A 16,547-nucleotide genomic window follows, 5' to 3' on the forward strand; every position below is an offset into this window, starting at 1 on the left:
TCACTCCTTCAAATCTCTTACATATTGTTTAAAAATATTACCTCTTTCTTCATAATCTTTAAACATATCAAAACTAGCACAAGCTGGCGATAAAAGAACACAATATCCAAATTTAGCATTTTCATAACAATAATCTATTGCATCTAAAAAGCTATCTTTTATTATATAATTATTAAAATTTAAACTTTTACAGTCTTTAGCTATTCTATCTCTAACCTGACCTATAACAACGGCTACTTTTACTTTATCTTTAAATTCTTTTATTAGTGGTAAAAAGTCTGAATTTTTTTCATATCCTCCAACTATAAGATAAGTAGGCTTTTTCATAGCTCTTATTGCTTTTATTGTAGCATCTGTATTAGTTCCTTTAGAATCATTGTAATAATCTACACCTTTTTTAGTAGTAACATATTCTATCCTATGCTCTACCGCTTTAAAAGTTTTAAGTCCTTCTATTATTACATCTAATGGTACATTATAGCATAAACACATTAAAGTTGCTACCATAACATTTTGTATATTATGTTCACCTAGTATTTTTATATCATCTATATTTATAAAAGGATATTCATTTATATATATATAATTATCTTTTAAATATGCACCTTTATCTATATGTTCTTTTGTAGAAAAATAAATAACCTTTGCTTTAGTTTTATGCTCCATCTTTCTACATTCTATATCGTCATAATTTAATATTAAAAAATTACTTTCATCTTGATTTCCAAATATTTTTTCTTTAGCATTTATATAATTTGTCATTGTTTTATGTCTATTTAAATGGTCTTCTGTAATATTTAAAACACAAGCTATAATAGGTTTAAATGTTTTTACTGTTTCTAGCTGAAAGCTACTAAGCTCTAAAATTACTATACTATCTTTTTCTATATCTAAAGCATATTCTGAAAAAGGTACTCCAATATTACCCGCTACATAGCTTTTTTTATATCTATTTAAAATATGACCTACAAGGCTTGTTGTTGTTGTTTTACCATTTGTCCCTGTTATAGCTATTATAGGGGCTTTGCAAACTAAATAAGAAAGTTCTATTTCACTTATGACTGGTATTTTTGTTTTAGCATATTTTACAAAGTCTAAATCTGTTGGTAGCCCTGGGCTTACAACCATTAAATCAACACTATCAATTAATTTATTATCCGGATTTTTACCTAAATATAATTTTATATTATTGTCTTTTAAAATATTTATTTGTTGTATATCTTCTTCTTTTTTTAAATCTTGTATTATTACATTTGCACCTAATTTTTTTAACATTAAAGAAGCACTAATACCACTTCTGGCAATGCCACAAACAAGTACATTTTTATTATAAAATTCCATAAAATCCTCCTAATTTTTAAAAGAAATTTTTGGTAGCTAAAAATCCAACTAGACAAGCTATAGCTGTTATTATATAAAATACTGCAACAACTTTTACCTCTTTCCAACCACATTGTTCAAAATGATGATGAAGTGGTGCCATTTTAAAAAGTCTTTTACCTTTTGTAGCTTTAAAATATCCTACTTGTAGCATAACAGATATAGCTTCTAAAACATATATTATACCTACAATAATAATAAATAAAGGCATTTTCATTATTATTGCTATGCTAGCTACTAATCCACCAAGTGCAAGAGAACCTGTATCTCCCATAAAAACTTTTGCAGGATGTGTATTAAAAAGTAAAAATCCAAGTAAAGCCCCAACAGCCGCACCTGTTATAGGTAAAAGTCCTTTATTTATGGATAATGCATTAAATAAAAAGAATATTACAACTAAAACTGTAACTCCAGATGCAAGACCATCAAGACCATCTGTTAAATTTACACTATTAACAGTACCTACCATAACTATAAAGAAAAAAGGTATAAATAATATTCCTAGCTCTAATGTTTTACCATCCGTAAATGGTATATATATATCTGTACCAACATTAGAATAATTGTATAAATAATATAAAAATACACCAGTTATAATAAGTTGACCTATTATCTTTTGATAAGCTCTAAGACCTAAAGAACGTTTTTTTACAACTTTTATATAATCATCTATAAAACCTATTATACCATATCCTATTGTAACAAATAATACTGCCATACCGTCTTTATTATCTTTTAAAAAAAATAAAGAAGATATAACTAAACTTATTAAAATCATTATACCACCCATTGTTGGCGTCCCTGATTTTATAAGATGTGTTTGTGGTCCATCATCTCTTACATTTTGCCCAAATTTTAGCCTAGTTAAAAATGGTATTATAGTAGGGCATAAAAATATATTGATAACAAAGGCTATTAATATAGCATAAATAGCAGAATATAAATTAAATTCCATTGTTTTCTCTCCTCATAATTTCCTCAACTGTATTTTCTAGCTTCATACCTCTAGATGCTTTTATAAGTATAATATCTCCTTGTTTTAAAAGATTACCTATTTTATCAAAAAATTCTTCTTGAGTTTTAAAATAATTTAAATTAGATGTATTATTTTTATTGCTTTTTGCTCCATCTAACATATAATAACTATTATTTCCTATAAATATAAGCTCATCTATACATTTGTCTGAGGCATATTTTCCAATATCATAATGCATATCATTTGTATAAGTTCCTAGCTCAAACATATCACCTAATATAGCAACTTTTCTTCCTTTAGTTGTAGCTAAAACATCTAAAGTAGCTTTCATAGAGTTAGGATTTGCATTATATGTATCATTTATTATAGTATAATTATTTGTTTTTATAATATCCATTCTCATCTTGCTAGGCTTAAATGTTTCAAGACCTGTTTTTATTTCATCTTCTGTAAGCCCCAAGCTTTCGCAAACTAATGTTACAGCTAATGCATTAGATAAAGTATGTTCACCAGGTATTTTTAAATTTACATCGAAATTTTTATCAAAGTAGTTAATTGTTGCACTTATTCCATTAATACCATTTTGTTGTATATTTGTAGCATATGCATCTAATTTTTTATTAATGCTATAAAAATATGCTTTTGTATTATCACTTTCTTCTTTTAATGTGCATAATATATCATCATCACCATTTAATATTTTTATACCATTATTTTTTAAATAATCAAATATTTCATATTTTGCTCTTAATATACCTTCTCTATTTCCTAAATTTTCTATGTGAGATACTCCTATATTTGTTATTAATGCTATATCTGGCTTTGCTATTTTGCTAAGTGCTCTTATCTCTCCAAAATGGTTCATTCCCATTTCCAAAATAGCTATTTCTGTATCTTCTTCTATATTAAAAATAGTTAATGGCAAACCTATTTCATTATTAAAGTTACCTTCTGTTTTTACCACTTTATATTTTTGAGCTAAACAAGATGCTAACATATCCTTTGTTGTTGTTTTCCCCGCACTTCCAGTAAGAGCTACAATAGGTATTTTAAATAAATTTCTATAATACATAGCTAAATCTTTTAAAGCTTCTTTTGTATCTGCTACATTTATTACCATATTATCTGTTTTTATAGGCTTTTGACTAAGACAAACGCTAGCACCTTTTTCAAATGCAACATCTATAAAATTATGTCCATCAAAATTTTCACCTATTATAGGTATAAATAAATCTCCTTCCTTTATGCTTCTTGTATCTGTGGAAATGTTTTTTATAAAAATATTATCCGTATTAACATTTTGGCTTATAGTACCGTTTACTGCTTTTATAACATCTTCAATAAAAATAGGTTTCATTTTACAAATCCTCCAAAGCTTCTGTTGCTACCTCTGCATCATCAAAGTGTATTGTCCTATCGGCAAAAATTTCATAGTTTTCGTGTCCTTTCCCAGCAATTATAATACTATCATTAACATTTGCCATAGAAATCCCTTTATAAATAGCTTCTCTACGTCCTGTTATCTTTTCATAATTATTAGTTATTGGTTTAACCCCTTTTTCTATTTCATCAATTATATCTTCAGGTATTTCAGAACGAGGATTATCTGATGTAATTATAGTATAATCTGATAATTTTGCAGATATTTCTCCCATAATACTGCGTTTTTTTCTATCTCTATCTCCACCACAACCAAAAATAGTTATAACTCTACCTTTAGTAAATTCTCTAACAGATTTTATTATATTTTCAAGACCATCTGGTGTATGAGCATAATCTACAATAACATTAAACCCTTTATCATTTGGTATAGTCTGAATTCTTCCTGCTACACCTTTTATGTTTTTTATTCCTGCTTTTATAGTCTCCATTGGTATACCTTGCATTAAACAAGCTCCTATAACACCTAGGGAATTATAAACACTAAATCTACCTGGTATATTTAAAATAAAACTTTCTATTTTTCCATTATATTTTATATCAAATGTTACTTTATCCATAAAATATTGTATGTTTATAGCCTTTAAGTCACTATCATTTTCTATACTATATCTAAATACTTTACAATTAGCATTTTTTACTATATCATTTGCATATTTATCATCTGCATTTATTATACCTATTTTACACATATCAAATAATTTACTTTTTGCATTACAATAGTTTTGCATATTTTTATGTAAATCTAAATGGTCTTGTGTTAAGTTTGTAAAAATACCTATATTAAAATTACATTCTTCTACTTTATAAAGCTCTAAAGCATGAGAAGATACTTCCATAACAATATTTTCTATACCATCATTTACCATTTTATCAAAAAGTTGATTTAATTCTATAGTATCTGGTGTTGTACTTGTTGCAAAATCAAAATCTATTTTTTTAGCATTTTCTCTAATTTCAATAGTACCTATAATACCCACTGTTTTTTTATATTCTAATAATACTTGTTCTAAAAAATAAGTTGTGCTTGTTTTTCCATTAGTACCTGTAACACCTATTAAATTTATATTTTTAGTAGGATTATTATAAAAATTTTTAGCTATTGTTGCTAAAGCTTTTCTACAATTTTCAACTTGTAAAATAGCTATATTTTCATTTTGGCTTATATTATCTATATCCTCACAAAGTATTAATGAAGCTCCACTATTTATTGCATTTTGAATAAATTTGTGCCCATCTACATTAAACCCTTTTATAGCACAATACATTGAACCCTTTTTTACTTGCCTCGAATCAATCGTAAGATGTAATACGTCTACATTTTCATTTCCTATTAATTTTATGTATTTTAAATTTTTTAACAAATCTTTTAATATCATTATTATACCTCTTAAATCTTATATTTTATTTATATTAATTATACATCTAAATTAACACTTTGTGTATATTTTTTTAAGACAAAATATTATATCTTTTTATTTATATATACATTATATTTTAATATATCATATTTTTTACTACTTATCCATATAAATTAAAAATTTTTATTTACATTTTATAAAATATACATATTAAAAAATTGTATTAAAGATAAAAAATATAATAAAATAATAACACCATATTTCAAGGCTTTTATTGACAAAATTTGTATTTTAATATACAATCTTATTAAATTTAAATATTATTTATAAAGGAGTAAATATTTTTATGAACTGTCCTAATTGTGGAAAAGAATGTCATATAATTACTGAAACAAATACTACTGGTAAAGATTTTTCTGGAGGCAAAGCTTGTTGTGGTGTTATCTTTCTTGGTTGGATAGGCTTATTATGTGGTGCTTGTGGCAAAGGTAAACAAACTCACACAAAATCTTATTGGGTATGTGGTAATTGTGGTAATAAATTTAAAATATAGGTATAATTATGGTTAATAAAATATGGTTAATATTAATGGAATTTTTTAGCTTTAGTTGTCATCAGCTTCCTGAAAGAAGTTTTTTTATTAAAGGTTATCAAATGCCTGTTTGTACAAGATGTGTAGGAGTTTTTATATCTTCAATACTTGCTATAATAGTATTTTTTAAGAAAAAAATATCATTTATGTTAAGTATCTTAATGTCATTAGTAATGCTTATAGACTGGTCATTACAATTTTTTAATATTAAAAGTTCAACTAATACAAGGCGCCTAATAACTGGTTTAATAGGTGGTTTTGGTTATACAATGATAAATCTTAAATTTTTTAAATGGCTATTAAATAAATCTAAAGTTAATTAAGGTGGTATTAACCACCTATTTTTTATTATAAATATACTTTAATTGTATAATATATAAAGATTAAATACTGTTTTTAATAATATAAAAAAATTATTATAAATCAAAAATAAGATTTTAACTAATAAAAATAATACTTTATAATAAATATTTCATTGTATAAATTATATAAACAACTAAATATAAAGTAATAAAAAGGTTATTTATCAAAATTAGTGATAATTTTTTTAATTTATAAATATAACTAAACCATAATTTAATTTATAAATATCTAAGTATTATAAATATATATATTTTATGATTTTTTAGTAGTAATTTTCTATTTTTTATTTGTAAACTATTTTTTAATTATTTATATTTTTTTCTATTGCTAAAAATAGTAAACCCCCAATAAAAAAATTTATCACTAATATTGGCAAATAACCTAAAAATAATATATAACCAAAATAAATAAGCGATATTTAACCCATAATCATTAGTGTCAAATATCGCTTAAAATTGTTCTTTATCAATATTATTTGATAAAGCCTTACTATTTAATATTAGCTTTAGCTGTTTCTACAAGTTTAGCAAAAGCATTTGCATCATTTACAGCCATTTCTGCAAGCATTTTTCTGTTAATATTAATACCTGCATTTTTAATACCATTCATAAATTTGCTATATGATAAACCATTTATTCTAGCTGCAGCGTTAATTCTTGTAATCCAAAGTCTTCTATATTCTCTTTTAGTTTGTTTTCTACCTGCAAAAGCATGAGCCATAGCACGCATAACAGATTGTTTAGCTATTCTGTATTGTTTATTTCTAGCGCCAACAAACCCCTTAGCCATTTTTAAAACTTTTTTATGTTTTTTACGTGCATTCATAGCACCTTTAATTCTAGCCATTATAATTTTCCTCCTTATGAATTGTCAATTAAATATAAGGTAATACTTTTTTCATTTGTTTCATATTAGATTTATCTACTAAGTTAGATTTTCTAAGTCCTCTTTTTCTTTTTGTAGATTTTTTAGTTAATATGTGTTGTTTATTAGCTTTAGTTTTCTTTAATTTACCAGTACCAGTAATAGAAACACGTTTAGAAACTGCTTTTTTTGTTTTTAATTTAGGCATTTTAAATGTCCTCCCTTGTAAGATTTATGCTTTAGGCCCTAAAAACATTGCCATAGACTTAGCTTCTAATTTAGGAGCTTTCTCTACAATACCATATTCGCTAACTTGCTGTGCAAAATTGTCCATAATATCATTTGCAATGTCTGTGTGCCCAAGTTCTCTACCTCTAAATTTTATACTAATTTTAACTTTATCACCATTTTTAAGGAACTCTATTGCTTTTTTTACTTTAACTTGCACGTCGTGCTTATCTATATTAGGGGATAAACGTAACTCTTTAACAGAAACTACTTTTTGCTTTTTACGAGTTTCCTTTTCTTTTTTAGCTTTATCAAATTTAAATTTACTATAGTCCATTATTCTACAAACAGGTGGTTTAGCCGTTGGTGAAATTTTAACTAAATCTAAATTTCTATCATCTGCTAAAGCTTGAGCTTCTCTAGACGACATAATTCCAAGTTGTTTTCCGTCATCACCTATAACTCTAACTTCCCTATCCTTGATTTGTTCGTTAATCATTAACTCGTTAATCGCGAGCACCTCCTAAAATTTGAAAAATAAAAAAAGAGCAATGAAGATGCTCCTACTAAAAAATCCCTAAAATGCATAAAACATTAAAGTATGAAATTTTAATAACCTTAAAGCTATATACCGTAAGGTGAGAAGTAGAGCTTCTTCTTTATTCTCATAGATTTTATCATATTATAATATTTATGTCAACAGTTTTTATAATTTTTTCTTATCATTTTTATTTATCAAATAAAGTTTATAGTAATATATAAAACTAAAAATTTTATATTTACCCCTCAAAATGTGCTAGCTCATATGGATAATAATCACATTCTTTTAATATTTCATCATCTAAATTATACATTTTTACAAGGATTGCTACCTTTATGCACAAATACCCTAACATAGTAATCTCTTAAATGTACTTTTTTATCTAATATACATTGATCATTCTATATATTTAACCATTGCTTTTCTACATATTTTTTAATAGTTTCGTCGCCTATTCTTTTTTCCTTCTTTTACTAAATCTACTACCTCAATTACTATTTTTTCTTAAATAGATATATAAATAACTAGAGTTAATTTTAATAATTTTTTATATTTTAAAAGGCCGAAGATATGTTCTTCAGCCTAAAATAAGATTTTATTGTTGTAAAAGTTTTTTTACAACTTCACTTATCGTTTTATTATCTGCTCGACCTTTTGTCTTATCAGAAACTAATTTCATTACTTTTCCCATATCTTTCATAGAGCTAGAATTAGTTTCTTTTATTGCACATAAAACAATTTGGTTGATTTCATCAACGCTTAACTGTTCGGGAAGGTAAGATTTTAAAATCGTGAGTTTTTGGTTTAATTCATCAATTAAATCTTGTCTGCCACTTTTTTCAAAGTCAGGAAGCACATCATTGCATTTTTTAATTTCTTTGATAATAACTTCAATAACACCGTCATCTTCAAGTTCAATTTTTTGGTCTTTCTCGATTTGAAGAATACCAGCACGAACCATCTGGATGGTATCTTTTAGGATATTATCCTTTTGCTTCATAGCCTCCTTCAAATCAGCAAAAAGCTGTTCTTTTAATGACATACACATCATCCCTTTTATTATTAGTTAAATTTACGTTTTCTAGCTGCTTCAGACTTTTTCTTACGTTTAACGCTAGGTTTATCATAAGCTTCTCTTTTACGAACTTCGCCCATGATACCAGCTTTAGCACAGCTTCTTTTAAATCTACGAAGAGCGCTATCTAAAGATTCATTTTCTTTAACTCTAACTTCTGACATTTGAATTCCCTCCCTCCAGTTACATTTTTACATGCAACATGCACTACAAAATTATACACAATTTTTATAAAATAGTCAACTACCTTAAATAAATTTTTTTATTTATTACTCTTTATATATTCTAAAGTTTCTTTAGGGTTTTCACTTGCTTTCACTTTATCATATATTTTTTCTATGTTTCCTAACTCATCTATAATAAAGGTTGTTCTCACAACACCCATACTAACTTTACCATAAAGTTTTTTCTCTTGCCAAACCCCATAGTCTTCTATTACTTTTCTTTCAGTATCAGACAAAAGAATTATATTTAAATTATATTTTGCAATAAAATTTTGATGTGATTTTTGGCTATCTTTGCTTATTCCAATAATAACTGTATTGTTGTCATTAAATTGTTCTAAATTTTCAGAAAATCCACAGGCTTGTTTGCTACACCCTGGAGTATTATCTTTAGGATAAAAATATAGTACTACCTTTTTACCTAGAAAATCACTTAAACTAACTTCTTTACCATCTTTATCTGGTAAAGTAAAATTTGGAGCTTTATCTCCTACATTTAACATTTATATCAATCCTTTCACTACTGTATTATTAATAATTTTTTCTATATTAATTTGTAAATACAAAGTTATTATCATTAGATAAATTTTTATTGTATTGATACTCATTATAATAAAAGTCTTTTATTTTTTCTATATCGTTTATTTTATTTTTTATAATAAATTTTGTCATTTGCCCTCTAGCCATTTTAGCAGACGTTGCAACTGTTCTATATTTGCCATTTTTAAAAATAAAAAAATCTATGTTTATAAATTTATCTGTACTTTTTAAAAATGGAGTTATAGTCTTGCTATATTCTTTAGATGCTAAATTTACTATTGGCTCATTTATACTTGATATTTTCTTATATATTTTATCTTCCCAAAATTCATAAAGATTTTTAGCATTATCAATAGATATTTTACATCCCATTTCTAGCCTATAAGGTTGTATGTATGTAAGAGGCTTTAATACACCATAAAAACCACTTAATATTCTTAAATGTTCATTAGCAAATGTTATATCTTCGTTATTAAATTTTTCTACCTCTATATTTTTAAATACTAATCCATCATAAGATTTTAATGCATGCCCTTGTTTTTTATCTATATTAAAGTCTTTAATATTTATAAAAGTTTTAAAAGCAATTTCTTTATTAACTTTCATTATACTTTCTATATTATGTGGCTCAAGAGTGTTTAAATTATTATATATTTGTTTTGTTTCTTTATAAAAAATAGGTTCTTCAAAATCAAATCCTTCAAAATTTCTAATTTTTATATTTTTTGCTGGAGATAAAATAATAACCATAAAACACCTCTTTATATTTTAAAAGTATATATTTTAATAATATTTACTTTCCTTTACTTTGTCAAGAACAAAAATTTTTATATATTACTTATTTATTATATTATTTGTTTGTGCTATAATATAAAAAGTTGTTTTTACTTAATAAAAATATTTTTAATTAAAAAATAATACTACTTTATATATTAATAAATTTTTATTGATACATATCAATTTAAAGGCACACTTTATATATATTATTCATAAAAATAAGTATAGATATAATTATAAATTAACATTTTATGATATTTTTAATAAAATTATTATTAATTATTGCTAAATCTTATAAAATACATTATACTATAAAAATGTACTTTTAAACAAATATTTAATTTTATTAAAATATATCTAATATGAAGGGGGTTAAATAATTGTTAATTGTTAAAAAATTTGGCGGAACTTCTGTTGCCACTCCAGAAAGAGTTAAAAACGCTGCTAAAAGAATAGTAGATGAATACGACAAAGGTAACAAAGTTGTTGTTGTTCTTTCTGCTCAAGGAGATACTACAGATAAGCTTATAGAAAAAGCTAAAGAGATAAATCCTAAATATTCAAAACGTGAAATGGATATGCTCCTTGCTACTGGTGAACAACAGTCCGTTGCCTTGATGGCTATGACTATACATGCTATGGGTTATCCTGCTATTTCTTTAAATGCTAATCAATGCGATATTTGTGCAACATCTAATTATGGTAATGCTAGAATAGAAAGTATAAACACTAATAGAATTCAGGCCGAACTTGATAAAAAAAATATCGTTATTATAACAGGCTTTCAAGGTATAAACAAATATGGCGATATAACAACTCTCGGTAGAGGTGGGTCTGACACTTCTGCTGTTGCCCTTGCTGCTACATTAAAAGCGGATTTATGTGAAATATTTACAGATGTAGACGGTGTTTATACTGGTGACCCAAGAATTATAAAAAATGCAAAAAAACTTGATGCTATAAGCTATGATGAAATGTTAGAGCTTGCATCTTTAGGTGCTAAAGTTCTTCATAATCGTTCAGTAGAATTAGCTAAAAAATATAATGTAAACTTAGTAGTACGTTCTAGTTTAACAAATGAAGAAGGAACTGTTGTAAAGGAGGAAGCTTTCGTGGAAAAAATGATTGTTACTGGTGTGGCGGTTGATAAAAATGTAGCTAGAATATCTGTAATAGGTGTACCTGATGTTACTGGAATGGCATTTAAAATATTTTCTAACTTATCAAAATTCAAAGTTAGTGTAGATATTATTCTTCAATCTATTGGTAGAGATAGCACAAAGGATATATCCTTTACTGTATCTAGAGATGAATTAGAGCCGGCCCTTTTAGCTTTAGAAGATTTAAAAGGTAAAGTACCTTTTGAAAGTATTAGCTATGATAAAAGCATTGCAAAAGTGTCTATTGTTGGTGCGGGTATGGATACAAACTCTGGTGTTGCCTCAGATTTATTTGAAGCTTTATTTTCTTCTGCTATTAATGTAAATATGATATCCACATCTGAGATAAAAATTTCTGTTTTAGTTGATGAAAAAGATGCTGAACGTTCTGCTAACGCTATTCACGATAAATTTGTAAAATAATATTATTAATATTTTTTATTTTATAGTAAAAATAGCTGAAGATTTTCTTCAGCTATTTTTATACTATTTTACTTTTATTTTTATTATACTTCCTTTTTCTATAAAAATTCCAGCCTCAGGAATTTGTTCAAAAACTTTTTTACTACTATTATTTTCTTTTGTTTTATCATTAGAGTTTGCTTCTATATTTTGCTCATCTTCTATATTATTATTATTTTTATTTTCCATATTTTTTTCTTTTTCATTTAATTGTTCTTGTATAACAGAGGCTTCAAATCCAAGCTCTTTTATTAGCTTTGTTGCCTCATCTAAAGATAAGTTTTTAACATCTGGCACAGCTATAAGCTCTTTTCCATCACTTTTAGACTGTACGTATAATAAAACTTTACTATCTTTATCTATAGCTGTATTAGGTGCTGGTATTTGTTTTACAACTGTATCTCCACCACCACCAACTATTTGAAAGTCTAATCCTGAAGAATTTAACATTTGTATAGCTTCTTTTAAACTTTTGTTTGTATAATCTTTTAATAAAACTTGATTATTAGATGTTTTATTATCTTCTTTTATCAAGCTTGTATCTGACGGTGGTATAGCTTTATACTCTATAATTTTTTGTGAAAATTCTTTAACCATAGGAACTGGTGAAACTGTACCAGGAGGTGCTTTTATATAATCTTTCGGTTTATCTATTGTAGCTAACATAAGATATTGTGGGTCTTCTGCTGGTAAATAAGCTGCAAACCCAAGTGTATATATATTATCCGAACGTCTTCCTTGTTGAGCCGTTGCTGTTTTACCCCCTATATTATACCCTTTTATATTAGCTTTATATCCTGTACCCCCTTGCTCTAAAGTTTCTATCATAGCAACTCTTAAGAAATTAGATGTATCTTCTGATATAACTTTTCTAACAACTTCTGGTCCTTTTTCTTCAACAATATTTCCATTTTCATCTATTATTTGAGATACCAAATATGGTCTCATAAGGTTTCCACCATTAATAGTAGCTGCAAAAGCCGTTATTATTTGAATTGGTGTTGCCGTAAAAGTTTGTCCAAAAGCACTTGTTGCCAACTCTGTAATATTTAATTTTTCTACTGGTAAAATATAAGTATCTGCTTTTACTTCACCATATAAATCTATTCCTGTCCTGTATCCAAACCCAAAATCTCTTTGATACTTATAAAAAATATTTCTTCCCATTTTATCTGCTATATCTAACATAGCCATATTACAAGATTTTTCTAAAGCTTCTGTAAGATTAAGTGTGCCGTGTCCATCTCTTTTATGACACCTTATAGTATAGTCTGCTACTTTTTTATACCCTGCGCAATAAAAAGTTTGATTAGGGCTTATAATCCCCTCTTCTAATGCCGCTGCAACTGTTATAGCTTTAAATGTTGAGCCTGGTTCAAAAGCATCTGTAATGGCAAAATTTTTCCAAATTGAATTTTTTATTTTTAATTGTTCATCAGAAGGTAGCTTTTCAAAATTAGCTTTATAGCTAGAGTCTTCTAATAACGATATTTGATTTGGATTATTTAAATTAAAGTTTGGATATTGTGCCATAGATAATATTTCACCTGTTTTAGGGTTCATAAGTATTAAAGATACATTTTGAGGTGTATGGTTTGGTGATAAAGATTTATAAGTATTTTTTACAATTTCTTCAGCATATTGTTGTAATGTAAGGTCTATAGTAGTAACTACATCATTACCTTTTATAGGCTCTATATCATTAGTAACAATTGAAGTGTTAGTTTCATATGTTCTATAAATTCTACCTGGTGTACCTGTTAATTGTTCATTATAAAATTTTTCTAATCCCCAGCTTGTATCTCCCATAATAAATCCAATTGTTTGAGATGCTGTATTATTTTGTGGATAATTTCTTTGTGTATCTGCTTCCAAATGAACTCCTGTTAGCTTTTCTGCTTCTAATTTTTTACCAACATCATAAGGTATTTTCTTTTTAATAATTTTCCAATGAGTATCATTTTCTGGTTTTAATTTTCCATTTGCATCTTTTATTAAATATTGATTTAATTCATTAATATTCATATTTAAAATTTTAGATACTTTTGTAAAAATAGTTGTTGTTTCTTCTGGCTTTAGCTCTGATAATATTCGTAAATCTAATGCTACATTAAAAACAGTTGAGCTTATTGCTAAAGGTTGATTATTTCTATCTAATATACTTCCCCTATTAGCATTTATTGTTTTATCTGTAACTTTGTTTATTTGGTTTTCTATTGCCCTTTTTTCAAACTCATCACCACTATTAGTTTTTATAGCCATAACTCTAAATATTCCAACAAATATTAACCCAAAAGTAATAATTAACATTAAAAATATTATACGACCTTTTATGTGTCTTTTCTTTTTTTTCTTCTTTGTATTTTTTTTTCTTGTTGTGTTTTTACCCAATCATAATCAGTCCTTATTAAATTATTATGTATTTTAATTAACTTTATTTTTCAAAACGTTTAAAAACTTTGTTAAAAATGATTCTGTATCTTTAGTGTTGCTTTTTTCAGAATAACTTTCTTTAGGAATATCTATATATACAATTTGATGACTGGCTGGTTTTTGCATATCAAGCTCAGATGATGCTATATATTCTACATATTCTAAGTCTAAATTTTTAGCTAGTTCTGTTTCTAAATTTTTATTATTTTCTGTTATTTCTTTTAAAGCAATATTTAAGCTATCTATCTCAAATCTTTTTTGTACTATAAGTGCTTCTACAAAAATAATACATACTATAAAAGTTGCTAGCATAATAAATGTTACAAAAAATTTTAGAGAAAAAATTTTTAAACCTTCTTCAACTTTAACATATTTTTCCTTTTTTACTTTTTTTATTCTTTTATTAGACTTTGTTGGCTTATTATCTTGATATGATGTATAATCGTGTGCTACTGAGCTATAGTTATAATAATTATTTTTATTATATTTATAATTATTTTTTCTATATGACATAAACTTGTTCTCCTTTAATATTTTTTAACATTTTTCAAAAACTCTAAGCTTAGCACTTCTAGAACGATGATTATATTCTAATTCTTCATTTGATGGTATAATAGGCTTTCTTGTAATAACTTTACCTAATGATTTTTTACCACAAGCACATATAGGTAAATCTCTTGGACATATACAAGGATTTTCTAATTCTTTAAATGTATTTTTTACTATCCTGTCTTCTAAAGAATGAAATGTTATTATAGCTAATCTTCCGTTTTTATTTAAAATATTTACCATATTAGTTATAGTGTCTTTTAATATTTCAAGTTCACCATTTACCTCTATTCTTATTGCTTGAAATGTCCTTTTAGCTGGGTGTGGTCCATCTATTCTAGCTCCCTTGGGTATAGCTTTTTTTATAACCGATACCAATTCAAATGTTGTTTCTATAGGTTTAATTTCTCTTTCATTACATATAAAGTCTGCTATTCTTTTTGCCCATCTTTCTTCTCCATATTGAGAAATAATTTTTGCAAGTTTTTCTTTAGAATATGTATTTACAACTGTATAAGCTGAAAAATCTTGCCTTATATCCATACGCATATCTAAAGGTGCATCTTGCATATAAGAAAATCCTCTATAACCTTCATCTAATTGATGAGATGAAACACCTAAATCTAATAAAATACCATCTACGCCTAAATTTTTTAAATCTAATGAGTTATATATTTCGTTTATATTTGAAAAATTATTATGTACAAAACTAATATTATTAAAATTAGCCAATCTTTCTTTTCCTGTCTTTATAGCATTAGCATCTTGGTCTATACATATCAATCTTCCCGTATTATCTAAAGCTTTTGCTATTTGGGTAGAATGTCCTGCCCCTCCCATTGTACCATCTATATAAACACCATTTTTTTTAATTTTTAAATTTTCTATACATTCATTTAAAAGTACAGATATATGTTCAAAATTCATAATATCACCTATATTCCAAGTTCTGTCATTTTTTCTGCTAATTCATTATCTATAAAATTATCTTCATTGTTATAAGTTTCCCAATTTTCTTTGCTCCATATCTCAACTTTATTTACAACACCAATAAATGCTATTTCTTTAGATATGTTCGCATATTTTCTAAGATTTTGTGGTATTAAAATTCTTCCATAGGCATCTGGCTCACATTCACAAGCACCAGAAAAAAGAAATCTAAAAAAGCGTCTAATGCCTTGGTCTGTGGTTGGAAATTGCTTAATTTTTTCTTCAAATGTGTTCCACTCATTAATAGTATATATAACAAGACATTTATCTAAACCTTTAGTAACTATAAATGTTTGTCCAAGTTCATCACGAAATTTAGATGGTATAATAACTCTACCTTTAGCATCAATATTGTGATGATATTCTCCCATAAACATATACTAGCACCAACCTTTAACCACTTTTTGCCACTTTTATACCACTATAAACCACTTTTATTAATTTTAATATATTTTTTAGATTTTTTCAACTAAAACTTAAAGTTTTTATGATTTTTTATATTTTAGTATTTGATAAATATTTTCAAATTATATCAAAAATAGTAAAATACTTTTAATTAACCTAAATTTTAAACATTATATAAAAATATTTT

At 26.0% G+C, this 16,547-nt stretch carries 19 protein-coding genes; 3 read left to right on the forward strand and 16 right to left on the reverse strand.

From position 1 onward, the window contains the following. From murD to NBW53_RS05945, 4 genes are read right to left on the reverse strand one after another with little or no spacing between them, the layout of a single operon-like run. Positions 1-1,341, reverse strand: a complete 1,341-nt coding sequence (gene murD, locus NBW53_RS05930) for a UDP-N-acetylmuramoyl-L-alanine--D-glutamate ligase (RefSeq protein ID WP_250277335.1) — start codon at positions 1,339-1,341, stop codon at positions 1-3. A 16-nt stretch (positions 1,342-1,357) separates the two neighbouring features. Beyond that, positions 1,358-2,335 carry a phospho-N-acetylmuramoyl-pentapeptide-transferase gene (gene mraY, locus NBW53_RS05935; RefSeq protein ID WP_250277336.1) on the reverse strand — a complete coding sequence of 326 codons (978 nt, stop codon included), beginning with the start codon at positions 2,333-2,335 and terminating at the stop codon, positions 1,358-1,360. Then, positions 2,325-3,713: a UDP-N-acetylmuramoyl-tripeptide--D-alanyl-D-alanine ligase gene (locus NBW53_RS05940; protein WP_250277337.1), complete on the reverse strand. Its 1,389-nt coding sequence runs from the start codon at positions 3,711-3,713 to the stop codon at positions 2,325-2,327. Before NBW53_RS05940 ends, mraY begins: the two co-directional genes overlap by 11 nt. 1 nt (position 3,714) lies before the next feature. Next, the gene (locus NBW53_RS05945; protein ID WP_250277338.1) at positions 3,715-5,175 is read right to left on the reverse strand and encodes a UDP-N-acetylmuramoyl-L-alanyl-D-glutamate--2,6-diaminopimelate ligase; all 1,461 of its coding nucleotides are present in this window, start codon (positions 5,173-5,175) and stop codon (positions 3,715-3,717) included. 328 nt (positions 5,176-5,503) lie between these two features. Between NBW53_RS05945 and NBW53_RS05950 the strand changes: the two genes are divergently transcribed. Both NBW53_RS05950 and NBW53_RS05955 read left to right on the forward strand, forming a co-directional pair. Further along, positions 5,504-5,710 carry a hypothetical protein gene (locus NBW53_RS05950; protein WP_250277339.1) on the forward strand — a complete coding sequence of 69 codons (207 nt, stop codon included), beginning with the start codon at positions 5,504-5,506 and terminating at the stop codon, positions 5,708-5,710. An 8-nt stretch (positions 5,711-5,718) separates the two neighbouring features. Beyond that, positions 5,719-6,072 (forward strand): DUF2085 domain-containing protein, encoded by a 354-nt coding sequence (locus tag NBW53_RS05955; RefSeq protein ID WP_250277340.1) that lies wholly within the window; start codon positions 5,719-5,721, stop codon positions 6,070-6,072. A gap of 529 nt (positions 6,073-6,601) precedes the next feature. On the opposite strand, the gene rplT is transcribed toward NBW53_RS05955, so the two are convergent. The 8 genes from rplT to yaaA all read right to left on the reverse strand — a co-directional run bounded on the left by rplT (position 6,602) and on the right by yaaA (position 10,334). Further along, a complete protein-coding gene (rplT, locus tag NBW53_RS05960; protein WP_250277341.1) occupies positions 6,602-6,958 on the reverse strand; it encodes a 50S ribosomal protein L20 in 357 nt (118 codons plus the stop codon). 28 nt (positions 6,959-6,986) lie between these two features. Further along, positions 6,987-7,184: a 50S ribosomal protein L35 gene (gene rpmI / locus NBW53_RS05965; RefSeq protein WP_250277342.1), complete on the reverse strand. Its 198-nt coding sequence runs from the start codon at positions 7,182-7,184 to the stop codon at positions 6,987-6,989. A 24-nt stretch (positions 7,185-7,208) separates the two neighbouring features. Then, positions 7,209-7,703, reverse strand: a complete 495-nt coding sequence (infC, locus tag NBW53_RS05970; protein WP_250277343.1) for a translation initiation factor IF-3 — start codon at positions 7,701-7,703, stop codon at positions 7,209-7,211. 280 nt (positions 7,704-7,983) lie between these two features. Next, a complete protein-coding gene (locus tag NBW53_RS05975) occupies positions 7,984-8,100 on the reverse strand; it encodes a PoNe immunity protein domain-containing protein (protein ID WP_250277344.1) in 117 nt (38 codons plus the stop codon). Between the two features lie 240 nt (positions 8,101-8,340). Continuing rightward, positions 8,341-8,787, reverse strand: a complete 447-nt coding sequence (locus tag NBW53_RS05980; protein ID WP_250277345.1) for a GatB/YqeY domain-containing protein — start codon at positions 8,785-8,787, stop codon at positions 8,341-8,343. Between the two features lie 20 nt (positions 8,788-8,807). Then, positions 8,808-8,984, reverse strand: coding sequence for a 30S ribosomal protein S21 (rpsU, locus tag NBW53_RS05985; RefSeq protein WP_250277346.1), 177 nt, complete (start codon positions 8,982-8,984; stop codon positions 8,808-8,810). 98 nt (positions 8,985-9,082) lie between these two features. Beyond that, positions 9,083-9,547, reverse strand: coding sequence for a thioredoxin-dependent thiol peroxidase (gene bcp / locus NBW53_RS05990; RefSeq protein WP_250277347.1), 465 nt, complete (start codon positions 9,545-9,547; stop codon positions 9,083-9,085). 46 nt (positions 9,548-9,593) lie between these two features. After that, positions 9,594-10,334, reverse strand: coding sequence for a peroxide stress protein YaaA (yaaA, locus tag NBW53_RS05995; protein WP_250277348.1), 741 nt, complete (start codon positions 10,332-10,334; stop codon positions 9,594-9,596). Between the two features lie 407 nt (positions 10,335-10,741). Between yaaA and NBW53_RS06000 the strand changes: the two genes are divergently transcribed. After that, positions 10,742-11,944 carry an aspartate kinase gene (locus tag NBW53_RS06000; RefSeq protein WP_250277349.1) on the forward strand — a complete coding sequence of 401 codons (1,203 nt, stop codon included), beginning with the start codon at positions 10,742-10,744 and terminating at the stop codon, positions 11,942-11,944. 63 nt (positions 11,945-12,007) lie between these two features. Here NBW53_RS06000 and NBW53_RS06005 read toward each other — a convergent pair whose 3' ends face one another. The 4 genes from NBW53_RS06005 to mraZ form a co-directional block, all read right to left on the reverse strand. Continuing rightward, positions 12,008-14,293: a penicillin-binding transpeptidase domain-containing protein gene (locus tag NBW53_RS06005; RefSeq protein ID WP_250277350.1), complete on the reverse strand. Its 2,286-nt coding sequence runs from the start codon at positions 14,291-14,293 to the stop codon at positions 12,008-12,010. 114 nt (positions 14,294-14,407) lie between these two features. Further along, positions 14,408-14,929 carry a hypothetical protein gene (locus NBW53_RS06010; protein WP_250277351.1) on the reverse strand — a complete coding sequence of 174 codons (522 nt, stop codon included), beginning with the start codon at positions 14,927-14,929 and terminating at the stop codon, positions 14,408-14,410. A gap of 24 nt (positions 14,930-14,953) precedes the next feature. Next, positions 14,954-15,892: a 16S rRNA (cytosine(1402)-N(4))-methyltransferase RsmH gene (rsmH, locus tag NBW53_RS06015; protein ID WP_250277352.1), complete on the reverse strand. Its 939-nt coding sequence runs from the start codon at positions 15,890-15,892 to the stop codon at positions 14,954-14,956. A gap of 8 nt (positions 15,893-15,900) precedes the next feature. Continuing rightward, entirely contained in the window at positions 15,901-16,332 is a 432-nt protein-coding gene (gene mraZ, locus NBW53_RS06020) for a division/cell wall cluster transcriptional repressor MraZ (protein WP_250277353.1), read from the reverse strand. Positions 16,333-16,547: the final 215 nt, after the last annotated feature.

Origin of the sequence: [Clostridium] colinum (assembly GCF_940677205.1) — a bacterium.
Lineage (GTDB): Bacteria > Bacillota > Clostridia > Lachnospirales > CAG-274 > Tyzzerella > Tyzzerella colina.